This window comes from Kytococcus schroeteri (genome assembly GCF_002847825.1).
Lineage (GTDB): Bacteria > Actinomycetota > Actinomycetes > Actinomycetales > Dermatophilaceae > Kytococcus > Kytococcus schroeteri.
The window spans coordinates 58,442-80,084 of sequence record NZ_PKIZ01000003.1 but is presented as its reverse complement, the minus strand read 5'-3'; the positions used below and the strand labels follow the sequence as shown (position 1 = coordinate 80,084).

Sequence of the window (21,643 nt, the reverse complement as noted above, 5' to 3'; positions counted from 1 at the left end):
GCTCGGCGCTCAAGCTGAGCTTCCTCACCGGCGTGGGGTTGGGGCTGGCCATCGTGGCCGGCACCACCCTGCTGTGGCTGGCGCTCTCGCTGCTGGGCGTCTTCGACGACGTCAACAAGCTCGTGGGCGAGCTGGTGGGCACCAAGGCCGACCAGGGGAAGGCCACCGAACTCACCGACCTGCTCGGCCTGGGGACGGTGCTCACGTTCACCACCGTGTTCGCCGTGGTGAACACCCTCGTGGTGACCGTCCTGGGCACTCTCCTGGCGTTCATCTACAACCTGATGTCGGCCCTCGTGGGCGGGCTGCAGGTGGACCTCGTGGAGGACTGAGGCGCCGATTGGCGCAATCCGCACGAGGTGCTGTACCGTATCCCCTCGCATCACGGTAAGCCGTGACAGCACGGGCCTATAGCTCAGTCGGTTAGAGCGCTGTCCTGATAAGACAGAGGTCACTGGTTCAAGTCCAGTTAGGCCCACCCATCCACCCCCTGGGGGCCTTGGCGCAATTGGTAGCGCATCTGCTTTGCAAGCAGAGGGTTAGGGGTTCGAGTCCCCTAGGCTCCACGGTTCCAGAAGGCCGTCCGGCACCCGCCGGGCGGCCTTTTGGCGTCCTGTGGGCGTGAGCGAGGCAGCGCAGGCTAGTCTCCGGACCATGCCCCCCGTCGCCCGTGCCGAGAACGTCGCCTTCGTGGACCGCGAGCAGGAGGTGGTGGTGGCCCTGCTCCCCTCCGGCCCGCTGCGCGTCCTCCAGGGGCCCGCGGTGCTGCTGTGGGACCTCACCGCCGAGGGCCCGGTGGAGCGCCCGGCCCTGGTCGAGCAGGTGCTGGACGCCTACGGCGAGTACCCGCCCGAGGCGCCGGCCCAACTGGAGGAGGCCCTGGACCTCATGCTCTCCGACGGGTTCCTGACGGCGTAGGCTTGCGGGTATGAAGAACACCCTCCTGGCCCTCGGTATCGCCGGCGTCGCCGCCCTCCTCGTGACCCGCACCCTGGACAAGAACGCCAAGACCTCCGAGCTCTGGGCCGCTGCCACCGACGAGCTGCCCGCGCAGGTCTGATCCCCCGCGGCCACGCAGAGCACGATGAAGGGCCGACCCCCGAGGGGGTCGGCCCTTCATCGTGCTCCGGGACGGTCAGCGCGTCAGTTGCGCAGCCACTTCTCGTCGGTGCCCTTGCGGGTGGGGGCGTCGCCCTCGCCGTAGGGGTCCACGTTGTTGTCCGACGGGCGGGCGTCCACCGGGTTGAGGCGCTCACCCACGGTCGGGATGGACTGGGTGGGGGCGTTGTCGCCGGCGATGTCGTCCGCCTTCTGGGCGTAGCCGGTGGCGATGGGGCCGGTCGTCGCCGGGTCCTCGAAGCGGCGCTGCGAGCCGGTGGTCGGCTCGGTGGCGGGCTTGGCCGAGGTGGTGGGCGTGGTGGTGCCGGTGCCGGCCGGGGCCACGGACTGGGCCGGGCGACCGGTGGCCAGGGCGGACACCGGGCCGGTGCCCTGCGCCTCACGAGCGGCCTCGGAGGGGCTCAGGTGCACCTTCTCGCCCACGGCCGGGGTGGTGTGGGCGGTGGTGCTGGGACGCATGCCGGCGCCGGGGTTGGCGGCGGCCGAGACGCTGCGGCGCTCGGTGCCGGCCCACGGGTCCTCGGTGGTGGCCACGCGCTGCCACGGGTCACCCTGACGACGCTTCTGGTCGGTGTACCAGAAGTAGGCGGCACCACCCAGGAGGGCAAGACCCAGCACCATGAGCACGCCGCCCTTGCGCTGACGCTTCTGCACGGTCTCACCGGCGAAGGCGGAGAGCGCACCGCCGGAGTCGGCGGCCTCGTCCTTGGCCTCCACGGTGCCGTCCACCATGCCCTGCAGCTTGGGCAGCAGCTCGTCGACGATCCAGTCTCGGGCGTGGTCGACCTTCTCCGGGGCGGCGTCCAGGCCGTCGGAGAGGGTGCTGGCCGAGGCGTCCACGCCGTCGCTGATGCCGTGGGCGGTCTTGGAGCGGGCCGCGGCGAAGGCGGCGGCCACGGTGGGCACGAGCCCGGACAGGGCGGACCCGGCACTCTTCGCCGAGGCGGTCGCACCCTCCGCGGTGCGGGCGCCGATCTCGCGGGCGCGCTCACCGGCCTCCTGCGATGCGTCGGCGGCGGCGCTGAAGCGCTGGCGCGCGTTGTCGGCCAGCCGCTCGCTGGCGGTCTTCTTGCGGAACGGGTTGTCGATCACGAATCCTCCTCGGTCGTGGGCTCTGCCCCCATCCTGCACCGAAGGGCGCGGTGACCACCACCTCGGGGCGGGACGAGCAGCCCGGCGTGACGCGCCACACCGCCCCACGCCACGGACGGCGGCGGTTCTGTGACAATGGCGCCATGAAGATCACGCTGCACACCACGCTCGGCGACATCCCGGTCGAGCTGTTCGAGAACCAGGCGCCCAAGACGGTCGAGAACTTCGTCGGCCTCGCCAAGGGCACCAAGGAGTACAAGGACGACGCGGGCCGCTCCAACCCGACGCCCTTCTACGACGGCCTCGGCTTCCACCGCATCATCGACGGCTTCATGATCCAGGGCGGCTGCCCGCTGGGCACCGGCACCGGCGGCCCGGGCTACATGTTCGACGACGAGATCTCCCCGGACCTGGCCTACGACCGCCCCTACCTGCTGGCCATGGCCAACGCCGGCATCCGCATGGGCAAGGGCACCAACGGCTCCCAGTTCTTCATCACCGTGACCCCCACCCCGCACCTGCAGGGCAAGCACACGATCTTCGGCGAGGTGAAGGACCCCGAGGGCCAGAAGGTCGTCGACGCCATCGCCAAGGTGCCCACCGGTCGCATGGACGCGCCGCTGGAGAAGGTCGAGATCACCAGCGTCACCGTCAACGACTGACGCACCACCGCACGTGAGCACCCCCCTGCCGGGTGACCCGGAGCACCGCCCCTCCACGCCGGGGGGCGGTGCTCCCGTCTGTCCGCGGCACCCCGACCGGCCCAGCTACATCCGCTGCCAGCGGTGCGAGCGGCCCGCGTGCCCCGCCTGCCAGCAGCCGGCGGCCGTGGGGGTGCAGTGCGTGGACTGCGTGCGCGCGGCACGCCGGGCGATGCCGGCGCGGCGCACCAGCCTGGGCGGCCGGGAGCTCGGGTGGGGCGACATGCCCGTGACGTACGGCCTCATCGGGCTGTGCGTGGCCCTGTGGCTGGTGCAGCTGGCGCTGCCCCAGCTCACCCAGTGGGGTGCCTTCGTGCCCGGTCTGGCCGACGCCGAGCCGTGGCGCTTCGTCAGCTCGGCCTTCCTGCACGACCCGTCCGGTCCCACCCACCTGCTGTTCAACATGGTGGCGCTGTGGTCGGTGGGGGGCTACTTGGAGCGGCTGCTCGGGCCGGCGCGCTACCTGGCGCTGTACCTGGTGAGCGGTCTCGGGGGCTCGGTGGGCTCGCTGCTGCTGGCCACGCCCCCGGACGTCGCCGCGCGCTCCTGGGGGGACTGGTACTCCGGCAGCGTGGGGGCCTCCGGCGCGGTGTTCGGGCTCTTCCTGGCGCTGTTGGTCGTGGACCACGCGCGGGGCCGGTCCACCACCCCGATGCTCGTGCTCATCGGCATCAACGCGGTGATCGGCTTCGTCTACCCCAACATCGAGTGGGAGGCGCACCTGGGTGGTGCGCTCACCGGCGCCGTCCTCGCGTGGGGCATGGCGCGGGCGGCCCGCACCCGCACGCCCGCCCTCGCGTGGTGGGTGGTGGCCGGGACCGTGGTGGTGCTGGTGGCCCTGGCGCTGGCCCGGTACGCGATGGTGGGCGACCCGCTGGCGGGTCTGGTCCCCTGAGCCGCGTGGGGAGGTGCCGTGGCTCCCTCCCCACCCTGTGGATCACAACGGTGTGGTTTTCCCCAGCCTGTGGACGGCCTGTGGGAAATCACATCGGTGTGATTCCCGTCGTCCACAGGCTGTGGACGGTCACTGCCAGCGTGTGGCGAGCAGGAAACCGCCCATGAGCAGCGCCATGCCGGCGGCCACGTTGTAGTAGCCCCAGGCCTCCACCGGGTAACGGCCCTGGGTCACGTAGTAGACGACCACCCACAGCACGCCCAGCACCATCAGGCCCACCATGGTGGGCACCAGCCAGCCGGGGTTGACGCCCGGGGCGGAGCTCGCGATCTCCTCTCGGTGTGGGTCCTGGGTGTCGTCGGCGTCTCGCAGTTCGGGGGGAAGCTCGGTCATGGGCCGCTCCTGTCGACGGGTCTCGGTGGGCGCCATCCTGTCCTACTGCCCGTGGGAGACTGCCACGGACTCGCCCACAGGCCACAGGGAGGACGCATGCGCAGGCTGTGGGGGACGGCCGTCCCCGTGGTCACCCTGGCTGCCGGACTGCTCTTCGGGATCTCCGCCTCGGTGGCCGACGGCGACGACATCCGCCCCGAGAACCGCGATCGGGCCGAGGCCCTGCGGGCCCTGACGGCCAACGTCCGGGACAAGGAGCAGGAGGTGGCCGGGCTGCGCACCCAGGTGGACGCCGCCGTGGCCGACCGTGCCGGCACGGACGACCAGGACGACCCGGTGGCGAGGGCCGCCGGCCTCACCCCGGTCTCGGGGCCCGGCGTGGAGGTGGTGCTCGACGACTCCCCCCTGCGTGGCGACGCGGTGCCCGACGGCTACGGACCCAACGACCTGGTCATCCACCAGCAGCAGATCCAGGCCGTGGTGAACGCGATGTGGGCCGGTGGCGCGGAGGCCGTGGTGCTCATGGACCAGCGCCTGGTGTCCACCTCGGCGGTGCGGTGCGTGGGCAACACGCTCATCCTGCAGGGACGCGTGTACTCGCCGCCGTTCGTGGTGCGCGCCGTGGGGCCGGCCGACGCCATCCAGGCCGAGCTCGACGCCGCGTGGGAGGTGCAGCTCATGCGCGAGTACACCTCGGCGGTCGACCTCGGCTACCGCGAGAGCCGGGTGGACCGGGTGGACGCCCCCGCCTTCACCGGCGAGCTGCAGGTCTCCGCCCGCCCGCTGGCCCCGAAGGGCTAGACGCCGGGGCGGGAACCGTTCAGGGGGTGGTGCTGGACACCGTGGCGCTGGACGTCGGGGAGCTCTCGGTGGAGGACTCCGTCGGCTCCGTGGCGCTGGTCTCGCTCGCACTCGACTCCGAGGGAACGGGGTCGGTGGCCGAGGAGTCCGTCGGGCTGGGCTCGGTCGGGCTGGGCTCGGTCGGGCTGGGCTCGGTGGGGGACGGGTCCGGGGACCGGCTCTCGTCCGAGGTGGTGGCGGTGGGGTCGGTCGGCGAGGGCTCCGTCGCGCTGGTCTCGCTGGGGCTCGGCTCCGTGGGGTCGCTCTCCGTGGGCGTGGGGTCGCTCTCGGACGGGGACGGCTCGGTCTCCGTGGGCGAGGGGTCGCTCTCGGACGGGGACGGCTCGGTCTCCGTGGGCGAGGGGTCCGTCGTCGGCGAGGGGTCGGTCTCGGTGGGCGACGGCTCGTCCGTCGTGGTGGGGTCCGGGTCGTCCGTGGTCGTGGGGTCCGGCTCGTCGGTCGTGGTGGGGTCCGGGTCGTCCGTGGTCGTGGGGTCCGGCTCGTCGGTCGTGGTGGGGTCCGGCTCGTCGGTCGTGGTGGGGTCCGGGTCGTCCGTGGTCGTGGGGTCCGGGTCGTCCGTGGTCGTGGTGGGCTCCTCGGTGGTGGGCACCGGACCGCCCGGCACCCCGGGGTCGCTCGTGACGGGCTCGTCCTGCGTGGTGGTCCCCGGGTCCTGCGGCGTGGTCTCCTCGTCCGTGGGGCCCTCGGACGTCTGGCCGTCGGTCGTGGTCGGGTCGGTGGCGGAGGGCTCGGTGGTGGAGGGCTCCGTGCCCTCGTCGCCGGCGGTGGAGGACGACTCCCGGTCGTCGCCCGAGCCCCCGTCGGTCTCGGTGGGCGAACCCTCCTGCCCGTCGGAGGACGACGGGTCCACGCCCGGGCCGGTGGGCGCCGGGCTGTTCTCCGTGGAGGCCACCACCAGGGTGACCATGGAGCCGCGGGCCACGGACGTCTGGGGGTCCGGGGTCTGCTCGAGGACGGTCCCCAGCGGGGCCGCGTCGATGCGCCCCTCGATGCGGGCCTCGAGGCCGGCGTCGTCGAGGATCTCCTCGGCCTCCTGCTGGGACTTGCCGCGCACGTCCGGCACGGCGACCGCGCCCCGTTCGTTCGACCAGTGGTTCACGCCGGCGGCCACGCCGACGCCCACGCCCAGCAGGGCCAGGCCCGCCATCGGCCAGGCCCACCACGGGGTGCCGGTGCGTCGCGCGCGGCGGCTGAACCGTCCCATCATCGGCCCGCCGTCCTCGTCCTCGTCGTCGAGGACCGGGGCGTCGGAGCCCTCCCCCAGGCGGGTGGTGCCGGACACGGTGGTGCCGGTGTCCGTCGTCAGCGGCGCGCCGGCCTCCAGCGAGCGGCCCCCGTCGTCCGTGGCGGCGTGGTCGGTGGCGTCCAGCGCGGTGGCCGCGCTGGCCCCCGCCCCGGCCGCCCCGGCGGCGACGGCGGGCACGCGGGTGGTCTCGTCGGTGTCACGCGCGGCCGTGGAGTCCACCCGGGATGTGTCGGCCAGGCGGATGACGTCGCTGTCCGCCGGGAGGGAGCCCGTGGTGGAGCCGGAGACGTCCGTGGTGCTTCCCACCGGCGGGGCCGGGGTCGGCTCGGGGGCGGAGACGCGGGTGGTGGCGGCCTCGTCGGTGCCGATGACGGGCACCGCGAAGGTGGGCACGTCGTCACCCGGCTGCCAGGGGGCGTGGTCGTCGCTCGACTCCGCGGTCCCCTCCTCCTCGACGGTCACGTCCGGAGCCGGGGCGTCCTGCGAGGCGTCGTCCACGGGCCCGGCCGGGGCGTCGTCAGCGGCCCCGTCCTCCCGGGGCGCACCGGTGTCCAGCGGCGTGAAGGGTGCGGGCTCGGAGGCCGTGGTCTCCTGCGACCGGTCCACCTCCAGCGGGCGAAACGCGGGGGACTCGCTGGCGACGGCGCCGACGGCGGCCCCGCCCCAGGCGGACGAGGCCCCGTGGCCCACGGCGGTCCCGGTGACCGCGGTGGCCGAGCGCGGCGTGTCCAGGTCGCCGGCCACCGCGCGCAGGAGGCGCTCGGCCTCGCTGGCGGGGTGGGGGCGCTCGGCGGGGTCCTTGGCCAGCATCGCGGCCACCAGGTCGTCCAGGTCCGGCGAGACCGAGGGCAGCTCGGTGGACACGCGCGGGGCCGCCACGTGGAGGTGCTGGTTCACCAAGGTGGTGGGGTCACCGGTGAACGGCGTGCGGCCGGTGAGCATCTCGAAGAGCATGCAGCCCACCGCGTAGACGTCGGAGGCCGGCTCGGCCGGGGAAGCGTCGGCCAGCTCCGGTGCCATGTACTTGGCCGTGCCGAGCACGTGGTCCGGCTGCGTCAGGGTGACCGTCACGTCGGCCAGGGCCCGGGCGATGCCGAAGTCCATGATCTTCACCGTGCCGTCGTCGGTGACCATGACGTTGCCCGGCTTGATGTCGTTGTGCACCACGCCCTGCTCGTGGCTGTAGGCCAGCGCGGCCATCACGTCGGCGGCCACGTCCACGGCCCGCCGCGGGGCGAGCACGCCCTCGGTGTCCAGCACGGTGCGCAGGGTGGAGCCGGAGACCTTCTCCATGACGATGAAGGGCAGCGGCAGGCCGCCGCGGGTGTCCGGCTGGTGCTCACCCACGTCGAAGACGGACACGATGCCCGGGTGGTTCAGCCGGGCGGCCGCCAGGGCCTCGGCCTCGAAGCGCCGCACGAAGGCGGGGTCGCGCGCGAGGTCCTCACGCAGGATCTTCACGGCCACGCGACGGCCGAGGCGGGAGTCCCGGGCGGCGACGACGTCCGCCATGCCACCCCGGCCGAGGGTCTCTCCGACCTCGTAGCGGTCGGACAGCAGTGGGGTCTCCATGTGGGTTGTCTCCTAGGCGAGGTCGGACAGGTCGAGGGACTCGGTGAGGGTGATGTCCGGCGAGGACGGGTTGATCGGGCCGATGGTGACCGACGCGGTGGGGTCAAGGGGGCTGTCCGTGGGCGACGGGCTGTCCGAGGGGCTGGGGCTGTCGGTGGGGCTCGGCTCCGGGCTGTCCGTGGGCGACGGCTCCGTGGTGGGCGTCGGGTCAGGCCCGGGTTCCGTGGTGGGGCTGTCCGTGCCGGTGGGGTGCCCCGGACCCGTGGTGGTGGGCTCCGACGTGGGACTGGGCTCGTCCGTGGGGCTCGGCTCCGGGCTCTGCGTCGGCGAGGGCGCCGTCGGGGTCGGGGTCGGGTCGGTGGTGGGTGCGGTCGTCGGGTCGGTGGTCGTCGGCTCGGTGGTGGGTGCGGTCGTCGGGTCGGTGGTCGTCGGGTCCGGCGTGGGGTTCACCGGGTCCTGCGTCGTGGTCGGGATGGTGGTGGTCGGGTCAGCCGGCGTGTCGGGCTCGGTGGTCGGGTCCTCGGTGGGGTCCGGGCTGTTGGTGTGGGTGGTCGTGCGGGTCACCGTGCTGGGCCCGTCGCTCACCGGCGGTGGCTCGTCCCCGCCGCCGAGCACCATGGCCAGCAGCGCCGCCGCCAGGCCCACGAGGAGCACCGCGGCGAGGAACCACGCCCACGGGAAGCCGCGCCGGCGCTGGGGGGCCCGCCGCGACCCGCCGGCCGCCGGACGGTCCAGGTTGGCCATGACCGGGTGTCCCTGCGTGGTGGCGATGCTGCGTCGCCGCACCGGGGGCGCGGCCACCGGGCGGGTCGCCTCGTCGGCCGGGTCGGGACCGACCACGCGCGGGGGCGCGGCGGCCACCGCATCGGGGTTGGTGAGCATGGCCACCAGCTCCCGGGCACCCTGCGGGCGGTCGGCCGGGTCCTTGGCCATGAGGCGGGTGACCACGGCCGCCAGCGGACCGGGGGTGGAGGCCGGCAGCGGCGGGATGGGCTCGTTGACGTGCGCCATCGCGGTGGCCACCACGGACTCCCGCTCGTACGGGCGCTCGCCGGTGAGCATCTCGTGGGCCACCACGCCCAGGCTGTACAGGTCCGAGGCCGGGGAGGCGCCCCGGCCCATGAGCTGCTCCGGTGCCAGGTACTGGGCGGTGCCCATCACCTCGCCGGTGCGGGTGAGGCCGGCGGAGTCCACGGCGCGGGAGATGCCGAAGTCGGTCAGCTTGGCCACGCCCGAGGGGGTCACGATGACGTTGGCCGGCTTGACGTCGCGGTGCACCACCCCGGCGGAGTGGGCGGCCCCCAGGGCGCGGGCCGCCTGGGTCATGAGGTCGGCCACCTCCTCGGGGGGCAGCGCGCCGCGGTCACGGATCATCTGCGCCACGGTGAGGCCGGGGACGTACTCCATGACCAGCCAGGCGCCGTCGTCGTCCTCGCCGAAGTCGTGCACGGCCGCGATGTTGTGGTGGTGCAGCTGGGCGCTGTGTCGCGCCTCGGAGCGGAAGCGCTCGTCGAAGCCCTCGGTGTCCTTGAGGCCCTTGGTCAGCAGCTTCACGGCCACGGGGCGCTGCAGCACCTCGTCGTCGGCCTGCCAGACCTCGCCCATGCCACCGGTGGCGATGTGCTCGGTGAGGCGGTAGCGGCCTGCCACGAGGTCGCCGGAACCGTGCCTGCTCATCGGGCGAGCACCTCCTCCATGATCGAACGGGCGATGGGCGCGGCCACGGACCCACCGGTACCAGTCTCCCCCGAGGCCGAACGGCCCACGTCCTCGACCACCACGGCGACGGCCACCTGCGGGTCGTCGGCGGGGGCGAACCCGGTGAACCACGCGTGGACGTGGCCCTCGGGATCGTCGAACTCGGCGGTGCCGGTCTTGCCCGCCACCTGCACGCCGGGGATGGCGGCGGCCCGGCCGGTGCCGGACTCCACCACCTGCACCATCATCTCGCGCAGGCGGTCCGCGGTCTCGGGGGAGACCGCACGGTCCAGGTCACCGTGCCCCGGCTCGTCGATGACGTCGAGGTCGTCGTCCAGGATCTGCTGCACGAGGTGGGGCTCCTTGGCCTGTCCGCCGTTGGCGATGGCGGCGCTGATGAGGGCGACCTGCAGCGGCGTGGTGCGCACGTCCTGCTGGCCGAGCGCGGAGAGGGCCGTGCCGGCCTCGTTGGGGTCGGCGGGGAACGAGCTGGGCACCGCGCGCATGGGCACGCGCAGCTCCCGGCCCACACCGAAGGCCTCGGCCTGCTCCCGCAGGGCGTCGTCGCCCACCTGCACGCCGAGGGCGGCGAAGGCGGTGTTGCACGAGACGCGCAGGGCGTCGGCGAGCGTCTGCCGGCCCGAGGGGTCCTGCGTGCACTCCTTGCCACCGAAGTTGCGCAGGCTGGTGCTGGTGCCCGGCAGGGTGTAACGGGCGGGGGCGTCGAGCTGTGTGTCCGGCTGGGCCACGCCCTTCTCCAGGGCGGCTGCGGCGGTGACGAGCTTGAAGACCGACCCGGGCGGGTAGGTGGAGCGCAGCACCCGGTTGGACAGGGGGCGGCCGGGGTCGGCGTTGAGCTCGACCCAGGCCTTCTCCACCGCACCGAGGTCCGTCTGCGAGAGGCGGGTCGGGTCGTAGGAGGGGGAGCTCACCATCGCCAGGATGTCGCCGGTGCGCGGGTCGATCGCGACGGCGGCGCCGCGGCGGTCCCCGAGGGCCTGGGCCGCGGCGTGCTGGGCGCGCGCGTCCAGCGTGGTCTCGATGCTGGCGCCGGCCGGCTCACGGCCCGCCAGCAGGTCGGGCAGGCGCCGGTAGAACAGGGAGTCGTCACGGCCGGACAGCAGGGAGGACTCGGTCCCCTCGAGGCCGCCGCCGCTGCCGTACACCAGCGAGAACCAGCCGGTGGTGTGGGCGTACTCCTCGGCCCGGGGGTAGGTGCGCACCCACGGCACCTGCCCCTGCGCGGGAACGCTGGTGGCCACGGGCTCGCCGTCCACGAGGATCGTGCCCCGCTCCCGGCCGAAGTCGTTGAGCATGGTGCGCCGGTTGCCGGGCAGCTCGCGCAGGTGGTTGGCGTCCACGACCTGGATCCAGCTGCCCGCCACGAGGAGGGCGCCGAAGAGCAGGGCGACGAGCCACGCGAGGTGTCGGATGGGCTGGTTCACGCGGCCACCTCCCGGGTGCTGCGGGCCAGGGCCGAGGCACGCGCGGCCGGGCTGTCGTCGTCGGGTGCCTCGCCCTCGCCCAGCGGGATGGGGGAACGGGCGTCGTGGGAGAGGCGCAGCAGCAGGGCCACGATGGTCCAGTTGGCCAGCAGGGAGGACCCGCCGGCCGAGAGGAAGGGCGTGGTGAGGCCGGTGAGCGGGATGACGCGGGTGACGCCGCCGACCACCACGAAGACCTGCAGGGCCACGGCGAAGGCCAGCCCTGCCGCCAGCAGGGTGCCGAAGCCGTCCCGGGAGCCCAGGGCGATGCGCAGCCCCCGCTGCACGAGGACGGCGTACAGCACCATCATCGCCATGAAGCCGACCAGGCCGAGCTCCTCGGCGAAGGACGGCACGATGAAGTCGCTCTCGGCGAAATAGGTGAGGTCCGGCCGGCCTCGGCCCAGGCCGGTGCCGAGGAGCCCGCCGTTGGCCATCCCCATGAGGCCCAGCGGCACCTGGTCGCTGATGGCCAGCGCCTCCGGGCTGAAGGGGTCGAGCCACATGGTGACGCGCTGCTGCACGTGCCCGAAGAGCCGCCAGGCGGTGAACGCGCCGGCGGCGAACATGCCCAGGCCCAGCAGGATCCACGAGAGGCGCTGGGTGGCCGCGTAGAGCATGGCCACGAAGAGGCCGAAGAAGAGCAGCGAGGACCCGAGGTCCTTCTCGAAGACGAGAATGAGGATGCTCAGGCCCCACACCATGAGGATGGGACCGAGGTCGCGCACGCGGGGGAAGCGCAGGCCCAGCACCTTGGGGCTGGCCTGCGAGAGGGCGTCGCGGGCGCTCACCAGGTACCCGGCGAAGAAGATGGTCAGCAGGATCTTGGCGATCTCTCCCGGCTGGAAGCTGAAGGGGCCCAAGCTGATCCAGATGCGCGAGCCGTAGTTGGACATGCCCAGGCCGGGCACCAGGGGGCTCAGCAGCATCATGAAGCCCAGGGCTGCGCAGGTCCACGTGACCCGGCGCAGCCGCCGGTGGTCGCGCAGCACCACGAGCACCACCATCGCCACGGCCACCGCCAGGGCCGTCCACATGAGCTGGCGCCCGGCCACGCCGCTGGCCAGCCCGCGGTCCTTGGCGATGTCCAGCCGGTGGAGCATCACCAGGCCCAGGCCGTTGAGCAGGGTGACCACGGGCAGGATCACCGGGTCGGCGTAGCGGGCACGCCACCAGAGCACCACGTGGAAGAGCAGGGCGATGCCGGCCATGCCGCCGGCCAGCGTGAGGATGTTGGTGGGCACCGCGCGGGCGGTGCCCAGGCCCACCTGCACGTAGGCCAGGGCGGTGATGCCGATGGCCAGGGCGAGCAGCAGGAGCTCCATCCACCGGCCGTTGCGGGGAGCCAGCCAGCTCTCCTGCACCGGAGCGGTGGCCTCCTGCCCGCGGTGACGCAGAGGGGTCACGAGGCGGACCCCGAGGAGCCGGTGGGGGCGGGCGAGGACGGCGCGGCCGAGGACCGGGAGGGACGGGGCGAGGAGCCCGACCCGCTGGAGCCGTGCGGGCTCGGGGACGCCGAACCCTTCGAGGTCGGCGAGCCGCTCGGGTTGCTGGACCCGCTGGACCCGCTGGAGCTGCCCGAGCCGTTGGAACTCCCGGACCCGCTGGAGCCCGACTTGGTCCCGCTCGGCTCCTGGCGGTTCTTCCCGGCCCGCTCCGCGCGCTCGCGGAGGTCGGCCAGGGTGCGCTGGGCGTCCGGCAGGTCGTCGGCCGGGATGGCGTCGCGCACGCTGTCGGCGTAGAAGCCGGGCAGGGCGTCCACGCGCAGGTCGCTGCCCTCCTCGAGGGTGGAGAGCTCCTGGCCGGCCAGCACCACGTCGAACCCGCGGCGGATCTGCACCTGCCCGTCGCGCTCCCCGACGAAGTAGTTCTGCGTGCCCCACCACCACAGGCCCCCGACGGCCAGGGCCAGCAGGGCCAGCGCCCCCACCACCCACGCCACGGCGCGGGCCACGGGATGGCGACGTGGCTCGGTGGCCACGGGGCGCCCGTCGCCGGTGGGGCCGCTGTCGCGGATCTCGATGACCTCACCGGTCGGCTCGGCGGCGCGCTGCCCGAAGTCCGCCTTGGTGCTGCCGGTCACCCCGTCGCGGCTGATGGTGCGCGGAGTGAAGGCCCGCTGCCCGATCACCAGGTGACGCCCGTTGAGAGTCACCGACCCGTCATCGGCCACGGGGACGGTCTGGGTGGGGGCGTCGGCGGACTGCGGCTCGCGGAAGGCGTGCTGGTCCGGCTCCTCGGTGGCGCCCTCGTACTCGTGGCCGGAACGCAGCCGGGCGGCGGCACCCACCATCTGCGGCTGGTTGCGCGGCGCCGAGCCGGGGCGCACCACGTCGGCCACCACCACGGTCACGTTGTCGCGGGTGCCCGCGCGGCGGGCCACGTCCACCAGGGCCTGCGCGGCGTCGTGCGGGTCGGGCGACTCCCGGAGCACCTGGGCGATCGTCTCGTCGCGCACGTAGTCGCTCAGGCCGTCGGAGCACAGCAGGAAGCGGTCGCCCAGCACCAGTGGCATGACGCCGTGGTCGGGCTCGTCGTCCGGCCGGCCGGAGAGCACACGGGTGATGAGGGAGCGCTGGGGATGGCCCCACGCCTCCTCCTCGGTGAGGTGCCCCTCGTCGATGAGCAGCTGCAGGAAGGAGTGGTCGTGGGTGATCTGCGAGAGCACGCCGTCCTGCACGCGGTAGGCCCGCGAGTCGCCGATGTGGGCGATGGCCAGCGAGTGGGAGCTGCGCACCATCGCGATGCAGGTGGTGCCCATGCCCTCGGTCTCGGGGTGCTCCTCCTCGAAGGTGTGGAGCTTGGCGTTGGCCGCGGCCACCTCGCGCAGCAGGATGTCGCCGGCGTCCGAGGCGCGGTAGACGTCGTTGTCCAGCTCGGCCAGGTGGTGCACCACGATGGCCGAGGCCGTGTCGCCGCCGGCGTGCCCACCCATGCCGTCGCACAGCAGCAGCAGGTTGGGGCCCGCGTAGCCCGAGTCCTCGTTGCGGATCTTGGAGCCCAGGCCCAGGTCGGAGCGCGCGGCGAAGTGGAGGTCGAACATGCTCAGGCCTTCGCTTCCAGGACGGTGCGGCCCAGCCGGATGGTGCTGCCCACCACGAGCGGGGCTGCCTCGAGCAGGCGCTGGTCGTCCAGCCAGGTGCCGTTGGTGGAGCCCAGGTCCTCGATGATCCAGCCGTGCGGGTCGGGGCTGATGCGGGCGTGGGAGCCGGAGATGCTGTCGTCGTCGACCGACAGGCTGGACTCCGGGTTGCGGCCGATGACGACGGGGGACGACGTCAGCGCCAGGCTGGCACCCCGCATCGGGCCGGCCACCACCACGAGGCGGCGCGGCTCGCGGGGGGCGTTGCGGCGACCGGGGCGGTCCGGGGAGGCCTCATCCGGCATCGGCGTGCGACGGGTCTGGCGGCGGCGGTCACGGGTGACCACGCGGGCGCCGTAGAGGTCGCTGCGCAGCACCCGCGCGACGGCCAGCACGAAGAGCCAGAGCGCTGCGAGCAGGGCGAGCCGCAGCACCGAGACCGTGAGCTCGCTCACTGCGCCCGTCCGAGCCGCACCGTGACCGTGGTGCGACCCATGACGAAGGAGTCCCCGTCGGCCAGGCGGGTGTTGCGGACGCGCTCCCCGCCCACGAAGGTGCCATTCGTCGACCCGAGGTCACGCAGCGTCAGCCGGGCGGTGTCCGTCGCGTCCACCGTCAGCTCCACGTGGCGGCGGGAGATGCCCGGGTCCGGGACGGTGATGTCGCACACCGTGTCGCGGCCCAGCAGGGTGGTCGGCTTCTCGAGCACGTGGCGCACACCATCCACCTCGACCCACGGGCGGGCCACGGAACGAGTGGAGCGGGCGGGCACCTGGGTGGTCGCGGCGGTGTCCCGGGTCTCCTGCTCGGTCTCCTCCTGACCCCCTCGCTCGCGCTGGGCCTGCTCCCGCTCGGCGGCGCGGCGGATCTCGGCACGGTGCTGCTCGGCGGCCGCCTCGCGCTCGCGGTCGCGCCGGGCCTCGGCAGCGCGGTCGGCCTCCTTCCGGGCGCGGCGCGCGTCCTCGGCCCCTCGGGCGGCGGAGTCGTCGGCGGTCGGCTGCTCCGAGGAGGCCTTCGCCGCGGCGATGGCCTCCTCGTCCACCTCGCCCAGGTACTTGGCGTCGGCGGGGATGCGGTGGCCCTGGGTGTGGCGGTCGATGGCGTCGTCGAAGCGCTCGTGCGCGGCGCCCCAGGAGTCGATGTCGCCCCGCTCGTCCAGGGTGGCGGGGTTGCGCACGGTGGCGTGGTGGAGCTTGTAGATGCCCGGCTGCAGGTCCGGGTCGGCCACGAGCTCGATCTGCAGCGGGCCGCCGGGGGTGTAGCGCTGCTCGGTGACGTACTCCTGGGCGTCGGCGATGAGCTCGTCGGTGATCGCCTCGTCGAACGCGATGAGGCGGTCGAAGTCGTCGTCGGACAGCTCGATGGTGAAGACGTTGGGAACGATGGTGCGGTGGCGGTTCACCACGGCCGCGCGCGAGTCCATGGCCTTGCGGATGGCGGCACCGATCTCGACGGGCTGCAGCTCCTCGCGCTTGAACAGCCGGGCGAAGGGCGCCGTGAAGACGCGCTCCGTCCCGGACTCGAAGCGATCCAGCAAGCCCATGAGTGCCTCCCTGCGGCGGTTCTGCAGCGTCGGTCGCGCCACGGGGCGGGTCCACGGGGGTCCGGCGGGCGCGTCGATCCTGCGGCGATCGTACTTGCCGGGGCCCTGCCGCGCGGGAGGACCGGAGGTGGATGCCACGCGTCCGCGGGGTGGACCAAGGCCGTGGGTCGGCGCCCCGTCGGGCCGATTGGCGTGCCCGTGGATGTGCTGTTAACGTATGCCGTCGTTCGATCGATGGGTCGACACCATCTCCGGGTGGTGAGATCAGGTGGTCGGGCACTGCGCGCGAGTGGCGGAATAGGCAGACGCGCACGGTTCAGGTCCGTGTGCCCGAAAGGGCGTGGGGGTTCAACTCCCCCCTCGCGCACGCAAGGGAAAGGCCCCGGGATTCGTCCCGGGGCCTTTCGCGTACCCGGGTCCCGGTCGGTGGTGGCCGACCGGGACCGTCGGGGCGGTGCTCAGAGCACCTGGTGGCCGGGGCGGGCCTCCCCGGAGTCCAGCGCGTCGCGCACCACCTGCGAGGCCGCCTTCACGCGCGGGCTGTTGGGGATGGTCCCCAGACGCCCGGCCTGGAAGTCCTCGAACGCGGTGACCAACTCGGCGCGGGTGTTCATGACGAACGGGCCGTAGGCCATCACCGGCTCGCGGATCGGCTGCCCGCCGAGGACGTACAGGTCGAGCCCCTCGGCGTGGCGGGCGTCCTGCTGCTCGTCGGCACGCACCTCGATGTGGTCGCCCTCGCCCAGCAGGGCCAGCTGGCCGGTGCGCAGCGGGCGGCGCTCGGAGCCCACCGTGCCGTCGCCGGAGAGCGCGTAGACCAGGGCGTTGAACCCGGGGTTCCACGGCAGGCGCAGCTGGGCGCCGGGGGCCACGGTGGCGTGGACGATGCTGATGGGGGTGTGGGTGATGCCCGGCCCCTCGTGGCCGTCCACCTCGCCGGCGATGACGCGCAGCAGGCTGCCGCCGTCCTCGCTGGAGAGCAGGCGCACCTCGCCGCCGCGGATGTCCTGGTAGCGCGGGTCGGACATCTTCTGGTGGCTCGGCAGGTTGACCCACAGCTGCAAGCCGTGGAACAGGCCGCCGGACATGACGAGCTGCTCCGGCGGGGCCTCGATGTGCAGCAGGCCGGACCCGGCGGTCATCCACTGGGTGTCGCCGTCGGTGATGGCCCCGCCACCGCCGTGGGTGTCCTCGTGGAGGAACGACCCGTCGATGATGTAGGTCACGGTCTCGAAGCCGCGGTGCGGGTGCCAGTCGGTGCCGCGCGGCTCGAGCGGGGCGTACTCCACCTCGCCCATCTGGTCCATGTGGATGAAGGGGTCCAGGTCGCGCAGGTCGATGCCCGCGAAGGCGCGGCGGACGGGGAAGCCCTCGCCCTCGTGGCCCTGGGGTGCGGTGGTGACGGAGCGGACGGCGCGGGCTCGGCTGCCGGGGGCCGGCACGACGCGGTCCAGCTCGAGGACGTTCTGGGTGGTCACGGCAGGCATGGCGCCTCCTCCTGATGGTGATGTGTCACCAAGTATAGCGCGCGGGGTGGCCGGTGCATTCCCGCGCACACGGGTCGTGGGCGGAGCAGGTGGGGGTGGTGGGCCACGGCGTCGGGCGTGGACCGCGGCCGGACACGGAACGGTCGGTGCCGTCGCGGGATCCCCCTCCAAGACCCCGGGGCGGCACCGACCCGTCCGGTGTGGGCCAGTGGCCCGGTGACGCAGTAGCGCCATCGGTTCCGAGTATCGACGCGCCCGGATCAGGGGTGCGTCATCCCCCGGGCCGATCTGTGGACGGTGTGGTGCCCCCCTCGTGAGGGAGCCGGTCCGTCTGTGGGCAACCCCGAGGACACGCTCCGGGTCCACGGGTGGAGACCCGCGGGCCCACCGGGGCCTCATGCTGGCCCACATGCCTGCACGACGTCTCGACCCCCCGCACCACGACCGCCCCCGGGCCGAGGTGGAGGACCTGGCCGAGCCGCAGGTGGGCTGGCGGGCCCAGGTGCCGCGGGCCATGGCCGCCCTGCTGGTGGCCAACGGCCTGCTGGTGCTGGCCCTCTCCCTCGTGCCGCACCTCTACACCGCGGGCATCCGCACCGTGGACTCGTACTACCTGGTGGCCTACCCCAGCTTCACCGTGGCCACGGTGATGTTCGTGCTGGCCGCCGCGCTCACCGCCCGCAAGCGGGTCGGGTGGGCCATGCTGCTGGTGTATCTGGTGATTCTGCTCGAGGGTGACGTGTTCAGCCTGCAGGAGGGCCAGTCCTGGCACGCCGTGGCCGCCAGCCTCCTGCACCTCACGTGGCTGGGGGTGGCTGTGGCCTCCTACCGCCATTTCTACGCGCGGGTCCGGAGCAACGCCTGGGCCTCCGCGGCGGCGTTCATGGTGCTGGGCACCCTGTCGGCCATCCTGCTGGGGTGGCTGCTGGTGCGGCTGCAGCCCGGTGACCTGCCCCACCACCGCCGGCTCGCGTGGGCGGTCGACCACGTCACCGGCCTGGACGGCGGTCTCGCGGCGGACGCGTCCCACGCGCCACCGGTCTGGGTGACCGGCATCCTGTCGCTCATGGGGTCGGCGGTGCTGGTGGGCACGCTGCTGGTGCTGCTGCGCAGCGCCACCTCCCACAACAGCCAGGACGCCCAGGAGCAGGCGGCGGTGCGGGCGCTCCTGGAGCGCTACGGGGCGCAGGACTCGTTGGGCTACTTCGCCACGCGCGACGACAAGGCCGTGATCTTCTCCAGCGACGGACGGGCCGCCGTGGCCTACCGGGTGGAGCAGGGCGTGAGCCTGGCCTCGGGCGACCCGCTGGGCGACCCGCAGTCGTGGAGCAGCGCCGTGCACAACTGGCTGGCCGTCTCGCGGCGCTTCGGGTGGGCGCCGGCGGTGGTGGGCGTCTCCGACGCGGGGGCGCGGGCCTTCGCCGACCGGGGCATGGGGGTGATCTCCCTCGGGGACGAGGCGGTGCTGGACGCCGACGCCTTCTCCCTCAACGGGCCGGACATGGCCCCGGTGCGCCAGGCCGTGCGTCGCGTGCGGCGGGCCGGTGTGGAGGTGCGCGTGCGCCGCCACGAGCAGGTGGACCCCGCCGAGTGGCCGGGCTTGGTGCGGGCCGCCGAGGCGTGGCGCGGGGACGCCCCCGAGCGGGGCTTCTCGATGGCGCTCGGGCGCCTGGGCGACCCGGCCGACGGACGGTGCGTGCTGGTGGAGGCCGTGGACGCCGAGGGCGACCTCGTGGGACTGCTGTCCTTCGTGCCCTGGGGCCCGACCGGGGCGTCCCTGGACCTCATGCGCCGCTCCCCGGACGCCCCCAACGGCGTCACCGAGACGATGGTGGCCGAGCTGTGCCGCCAGCGCGAGAGCGTGGGTCTGCGCCGCCTCAGCCTGAACTTCGCCGTGTTCCGCTCGGTCTTCGCCGAGGGCGAGACCCTGGGGGCCGGCCCGGTGACGCGCATGCAGCGCTGGCTGCTGCGCCGAGCCTCCCGGTTCTGGCAGATCGAGTCGCTCTACACCGCCAACCAGCGGTACCGGCCGGAGTGGAACCGCCGGTACCTCTGCTACGCCGAGGCCGAGCAGCTGGCCCGCATCGGACTGGCGACGGCGCGCGCCGAGGGCTTCCTGCCCACCTGGAGCCGTCGGCACGCCACCGGTGGCCGGCGTGCGGCCGCCTACGCGGTGGTGCCGGTGACCGCCCCCACCCCCGAGCAGCTCCAGGAGTGGGCCGGGGACACCGACCTGGCGTCCGCGCGCCGGGCCCGCCTGCCGGAGCAGACCCGCGTGCGCATCGCGGCCGTGGAGGCCGCCCGCGAGGCCGGGCGCGAGCCGTGGCCGGTGGCCGAGCGTCCGACGCACACCACCGCGCAGGCCCTGGCCGCCGGGGAGGGCGAGCGCGTGTCCGTGGCCGGGCGCGTGCTGGCGGTCCGCGACCTGGGCGGCGTGCGCTTCGTGCGCCTGCGTGACGGGCAGGGCGACCTGCAGGTGGTGCTGGAGCGCCAGCACCTCAGCGCACAGGACCACCGCGACTTCATGGTGCTGGTGGACGTGGGCGATCTCGTGGCCTTCGAGGGCGTGCGCGGCGCCTCCCGCAGCGGCGAGCCGAGCCTGCTGGCCCACAGCTGGCGGATGGAGGCCAAGTGCCTGCACCCGCTGTCGCCGGTGCGCACCGGCCTGGTGGACCCCGAGGCGAAGGTGCGCCAGCGCCACGTGGACCTGGCCGTCTCGCAGGAGGCCCGCGACACCCTGCGGGCACGGTCGGCCGTGGTGCGCGCCCTGCGCGAGGGCCTGCAGGACCGCGGCTACCTGGAGGTGGAGACGCCGGTGCTGCAGACCGTGCACGGCGGGGCCAACGCACGGCCCTTCGCCACCCGCATCAACGCCTACTCCATGGACCTCTTCCTGCGGATCGCGCCCGAGCTGTACCTCAAGCGGCTCTGCGTGGGTGGCGTGGACCGGGTGTTCGAGATGGGCCGGGCGTTCCGCAACGAGGGCGTGGACGCCACCCACAACCCGGAGTTCACGCTGCTGGAGGCCTACGCCGCGCACGAGGACTACCGCTCGATGATGGACACCACCCGCGAGCTGGTGCAGGCCGCCGCGGTGGCTGTGCACGGGCGGTGCGAGGTGCCCGGCCCCGACGGAACGATGGTGGACCTCTCCGGCGAGTGGCCGGTGGTGACCCTGCACGACGCGGTCTCCGAGAAACTGGTGGCCCTGGGTGGGCAGCCGGTGGGGCCGCAGAGCACCGCCGCCGAGATGCACCAGGCCGCCCGACGGGCCGGGGTGGAGGTGCGCCCCGACCTGGATGCCGGCGAGGTGGCCCTGGAGCTCTACGAGGAGCTGGTGGAGGGGTCCACCGTGCGGCCCACCTTCTACTGCGACTTCCCGAGCTCGGTCTCGCCGCTGACCCGCGGGCACCGGTCCACCCCGGGTGTGGCCGAGCGGTGGGACCTCGTGGCCTTCGGCATGGAGCTGGGCACCGCCTACTCCGAGCTGACCGACCCGCTGGAGCAGCGGGCCCGTCTGACAGCCCAGTCGGTGGCCGCGGCCGCCGGCGACCCGGAGGCCATGAGCCTGGACGAGGACTTCCTGCAGGCCCTGGAGTACGGCATGCCGCCCACCGGTGGCCTGGGGCTGGGCGTGGACCGCGTGGTGATGCTGGTGACCGGCCGCACCGTGCGCGAGACGTTGGCCTTCCCCCTGGTGCGACCCGCGGGCCGCGAGTGAGCGGCGCGCGCCGGGTGCCCGCATCGGGTGGGGGACACCGCGCCGTGCCGTGGTGGGCGGCCGGGCTGCCCCTGCTGGCGATGGCGGCCTGGTCGTCCTGGCTGGTGGCCGGGCCGTTCTCGGACCTGTCGCCGTGGCACAGCTGGGCCAGCGAGCTGGGGGCGCAGGACCAGCCCCACGCCTGGTTCGTCCGGGCCGGCGACGTGCTGGCGGGGGCGCTGATGGTGCTCTGGGTCGGGCTGGTGGCTCGCCGGGGCGGACTGCGACGTGACCTGCGTGGTCTGGGTGTGGTGGCCGCCGGGGTGTTCGGGGCGGCCACAGTGGCCGATGCGCTGCTGCCCATGGCCTGTGCCAGCACGGTGGACGCCGCCTGCCTGGCCGCCGAGCAGGCGGGGACGCTGCCGTGGACGCACACCGCGCACTCGGTGAGCTCGTCGGTGGCCGGGACGGCGCTGGGAGTGGCCGCGGCCGCGCTGTCCCTGGCAGCGCTGCGCCGGGGCCGTCCCGGGGCACGGGTGCTGCTGGTGCTGGTGGGCGTGATGCTGGCGACCCTGGGCTGGCAGCTCGCCTGCCTGGCACCGGGGGCCGCGCGCGTGGGCGAGGTGCTCACGGTGCCCGGGCTGGCGCAGCGGGTGCAGCTGCTGGGGACCGTGGCGTGGTGGGTGGTGTTCGCCGTCGGGACGGGCTGGGGGGCCGGCCGGTGGTGGGTCGAGGACGATCGGGCGGGCGGGGGTCCCGGGCAGGGGTGA

18 protein-coding genes and 3 tRNA genes are annotated in these 21,643 nt (G+C 73.9%); 11 read left to right on the top strand and 10 right to left on the bottom strand.

Features of this window, described 5'->3' with window-relative positions:
• From CYJ76_RS02430 to CYJ76_RS13045, 5 genes are all read left to right on the top strand, one after another.
• On the top strand, window positions 1-332 hold a 332-nt coding region (locus CYJ76_RS02430), incomplete at its 5' end, for a DUF3566 domain-containing protein (RefSeq protein WP_101849199.1).
• 72 nt (window positions 333-404) lie between these two features.
• Window positions 405-478, top strand: a tRNA-Ile gene (locus tag CYJ76_RS02425).
• 15 nt (window positions 479-493) lie between these two features.
• Window positions 494-566: transfer RNA gene (locus CYJ76_RS02420), tRNA-Ala, on the top strand.
• Between the two features lie 88 nt (window positions 567-654).
• Complete coding sequence (locus tag CYJ76_RS02415) at window positions 655-918, top strand: hypothetical protein (protein ID WP_070703503.1); 264 nt, start codon at window positions 655-657, stop codon at window positions 916-918.
• Between the two features lie 10 nt (window positions 919-928).
• Window positions 929-1,060, top strand: coding sequence for a hypothetical protein (locus CYJ76_RS13045; RefSeq protein ID WP_256374411.1), 132 nt, complete (start codon window positions 929-931; stop codon window positions 1,058-1,060).
• Window positions 1,061-1,143: 83 nt separating this feature from the next.
• Here the strand turns inward: CYJ76_RS13045 and CYJ76_RS02410 are convergent, their stop codons facing one another.
• Window positions 1,144-2,211: a hypothetical protein gene (locus tag CYJ76_RS02410; protein WP_101849153.1), complete on the bottom strand. Its 1,068-nt coding sequence runs from the start codon at window positions 2,209-2,211 to the stop codon at window positions 1,144-1,146.
• 143 nt (window positions 2,212-2,354) lie between these two features.
• Here CYJ76_RS02410 and CYJ76_RS02405 point away from each other — a divergent pair, with 143 nt between their 5' ends.
• Window positions 2,355-2,873, top strand: coding sequence for a peptidylprolyl isomerase (locus CYJ76_RS02405; protein ID WP_101849152.1), 519 nt, complete (start codon window positions 2,355-2,357; stop codon window positions 2,871-2,873).
• Window positions 2,874-3,054: 181 nt separating this feature from the next.
• Window positions 3,055-3,807: a rhomboid family intramembrane serine protease gene (locus CYJ76_RS02400; protein WP_238138119.1), complete on the top strand. Its 753-nt coding sequence runs from the start codon at window positions 3,055-3,057 to the stop codon at window positions 3,805-3,807.
• Between the two features lie 129 nt (window positions 3,808-3,936).
• On the opposite strand, the gene CYJ76_RS02395 is transcribed toward CYJ76_RS02400, so the two are convergent.
• Entirely contained in the window at window positions 3,937-4,200 is a 264-nt protein-coding gene (locus CYJ76_RS02395) for a cell division protein CrgA (RefSeq protein WP_070705401.1), read from the bottom strand.
• Between the two features lie 96 nt (window positions 4,201-4,296).
• Between CYJ76_RS02395 and CYJ76_RS02390 the strand changes: the two genes are divergently transcribed.
• On the top strand, window positions 4,297-5,001 hold the full coding sequence (locus CYJ76_RS02390; protein ID WP_070705402.1) for a DUF881 domain-containing protein: 705 nt from the start codon (window positions 4,297-4,299) through the stop codon (window positions 4,999-5,001).
• A 19-nt stretch (window positions 5,002-5,020) separates the two neighbouring features.
• On the opposite strand, the gene CYJ76_RS02385 is transcribed toward CYJ76_RS02390, so the two are convergent.
• The 7 genes from CYJ76_RS02385 to CYJ76_RS02355 form a co-directional block, all read right to left on the bottom strand.
• On the bottom strand, window positions 5,021-7,879 hold the full coding sequence (locus CYJ76_RS02385) for a protein kinase domain-containing protein (RefSeq protein WP_101849151.1): 2,859 nt from the start codon (window positions 7,877-7,879) through the stop codon (window positions 5,021-5,023).
• A 12-nt stretch (window positions 7,880-7,891) separates the two neighbouring features.
• Entirely contained in the window at window positions 7,892-9,556 is a 1,665-nt protein-coding gene (locus tag CYJ76_RS02380; RefSeq protein ID WP_101849150.1) for a serine/threonine-protein kinase, read from the bottom strand.
• Window positions 9,553-11,022, bottom strand: a complete 1,470-nt coding sequence (locus CYJ76_RS02375; RefSeq protein WP_101849149.1) for a peptidoglycan D,D-transpeptidase FtsI family protein — start codon at window positions 11,020-11,022, stop codon at window positions 9,553-9,555. The genes CYJ76_RS02380 and CYJ76_RS02375 overlap by 4 nt, the downstream gene beginning before the upstream one ends.
• Window positions 11,019-12,386 (bottom strand): FtsW/RodA/SpoVE family cell cycle protein, encoded by a 1,368-nt coding sequence (locus CYJ76_RS02370; RefSeq protein WP_101849198.1) that lies wholly within the window; start codon window positions 12,384-12,386, stop codon window positions 11,019-11,021. The genes CYJ76_RS02375 and CYJ76_RS02370 overlap by 4 nt, the downstream gene beginning before the upstream one ends.
• A 77-nt stretch (window positions 12,387-12,463) precedes the next feature.
• Complete coding sequence (locus tag CYJ76_RS02365) at window positions 12,464-14,104, bottom strand: PP2C family protein-serine/threonine phosphatase (protein ID WP_070706061.1); 1,641 nt, start codon at window positions 14,102-14,104, stop codon at window positions 12,464-12,466.
• A gap of 2 nt (window positions 14,105-14,106) precedes the next feature.
• Window positions 14,107-14,598, bottom strand: a complete 492-nt coding sequence (locus tag CYJ76_RS02360; RefSeq protein ID WP_070706063.1) for an FHA domain-containing protein FhaB/FipA — start codon at window positions 14,596-14,598, stop codon at window positions 14,107-14,109.
• On the bottom strand, window positions 14,595-15,686 hold the full coding sequence (locus tag CYJ76_RS02355; RefSeq protein WP_070706065.1) for an FhaA domain-containing protein: 1,092 nt from the start codon (window positions 15,684-15,686) through the stop codon (window positions 14,595-14,597). Before CYJ76_RS02355 ends, CYJ76_RS02360 begins: the two co-directional genes overlap by 4 nt.
• Before the next feature lie 283 nt (window positions 15,687-15,969).
• Between CYJ76_RS02355 and CYJ76_RS02350 the strand changes: the two genes are divergently transcribed.
• Window positions 15,970-16,053 (top strand) — tRNA-Leu (locus CYJ76_RS02350).
• Window positions 16,054-16,144: 91 nt separating this feature from the next.
• On the opposite strand, the gene CYJ76_RS02345 is transcribed toward CYJ76_RS02350, so the two are convergent.
• On the bottom strand, window positions 16,145-17,173 hold the full coding sequence (locus CYJ76_RS02345; RefSeq protein ID WP_101849148.1) for a pirin family protein: 1,029 nt from the start codon (window positions 17,171-17,173) through the stop codon (window positions 16,145-16,147).
• Between the two features lie 409 nt (window positions 17,174-17,582).
• Between CYJ76_RS02345 and lysX the strand changes: the two genes are divergently transcribed.
• Both lysX and CYJ76_RS02335 read left to right on the top strand, forming a co-directional pair.
• Window positions 17,583-20,894 (top strand): bifunctional lysylphosphatidylglycerol synthetase/lysine--tRNA ligase LysX, encoded by a 3,312-nt coding sequence (lysX, locus tag CYJ76_RS02340; RefSeq protein WP_180802181.1) that lies wholly within the window; start codon window positions 17,583-17,585, stop codon window positions 20,892-20,894.
• On the top strand, window positions 20,891-21,643 hold the full coding sequence (locus CYJ76_RS02335; protein WP_144043017.1) for a DUF998 domain-containing protein: 753 nt from the start codon (window positions 20,891-20,893) through the stop codon (window positions 21,641-21,643). The genes lysX and CYJ76_RS02335 overlap by 4 nt, the downstream gene beginning before the upstream one ends.

Bases quoted from the DNA above. Each gene is read 5' to 3' on its own strand.
- CYJ76_RS02415 (WP_070703503.1), top strand. From the start codon at position 655: ATGCCCCCCGTCGCCCGTGCCGAGAACGTCGCCTTCGTGGACCGCGAG.
- CYJ76_RS13045 (WP_256374411.1), top strand. From the start codon at position 929: ATGAAGAACACCCTCCTGGCCCTCGGTATCGCCGGCGTCGCCGCCCTC.
- CYJ76_RS02405 (WP_101849152.1), top strand. From the start codon at position 2,355: ATGAAGATCACGCTGCACACCACGCTCGGCGACATCCCGGTCGAGCTG.
- CYJ76_RS02395 (WP_070705401.1), bottom strand. From the start codon at position 4,200: ATGACCGAGCTTCCCCCCGAACTGCGAGACGCCGACGACACCCAGGAC.
- CYJ76_RS02390 (WP_070705402.1), top strand. From the start codon at position 4,297: ATGCGCAGGCTGTGGGGGACGGCCGTCCCCGTGGTCACCCTGGCTGCC.
- CYJ76_RS02385 (WP_101849151.1), bottom strand. From the start codon at position 7,879: ATGGAGACCCCACTGCTGTCCGACCGCTACGAGGTCGGAGAGACCCTC.
- CYJ76_RS02380 (WP_101849150.1), bottom strand. From the start codon at position 9,556: ATGAGCAGGCACGGTTCCGGCGACCTCGTGGCAGGCCGCTACCGCCTC.
- CYJ76_RS02370 (WP_101849198.1), bottom strand. From the start codon at position 12,386: ATGGAGCTCCTGCTGCTCGCCCTGGCCATCGGCATCACCGCCCTGGCC.
- CYJ76_RS02365 (WP_070706061.1), bottom strand. From the start codon at position 14,104: ATGTTCGACCTCCACTTCGCCGCGCGCTCCGACCTGGGCCTGGGCTCC.
- CYJ76_RS02355 (WP_070706065.1), bottom strand. From the start codon at position 15,686: ATGGGCTTGCTGGATCGCTTCGAGTCCGGGACGGAGCGCGTCTTCACG.
- CYJ76_RS02345 (WP_101849148.1), bottom strand. From the start codon at position 17,173: ATGCCTGCCGTGACCACCCAGAACGTCCTCGAGCTGGACCGCGTCGTG.
- lysX (WP_180802181.1), top strand. From the start codon at position 17,583: ATGCCTGCACGACGTCTCGACCCCCCGCACCACGACCGCCCCCGGGCC.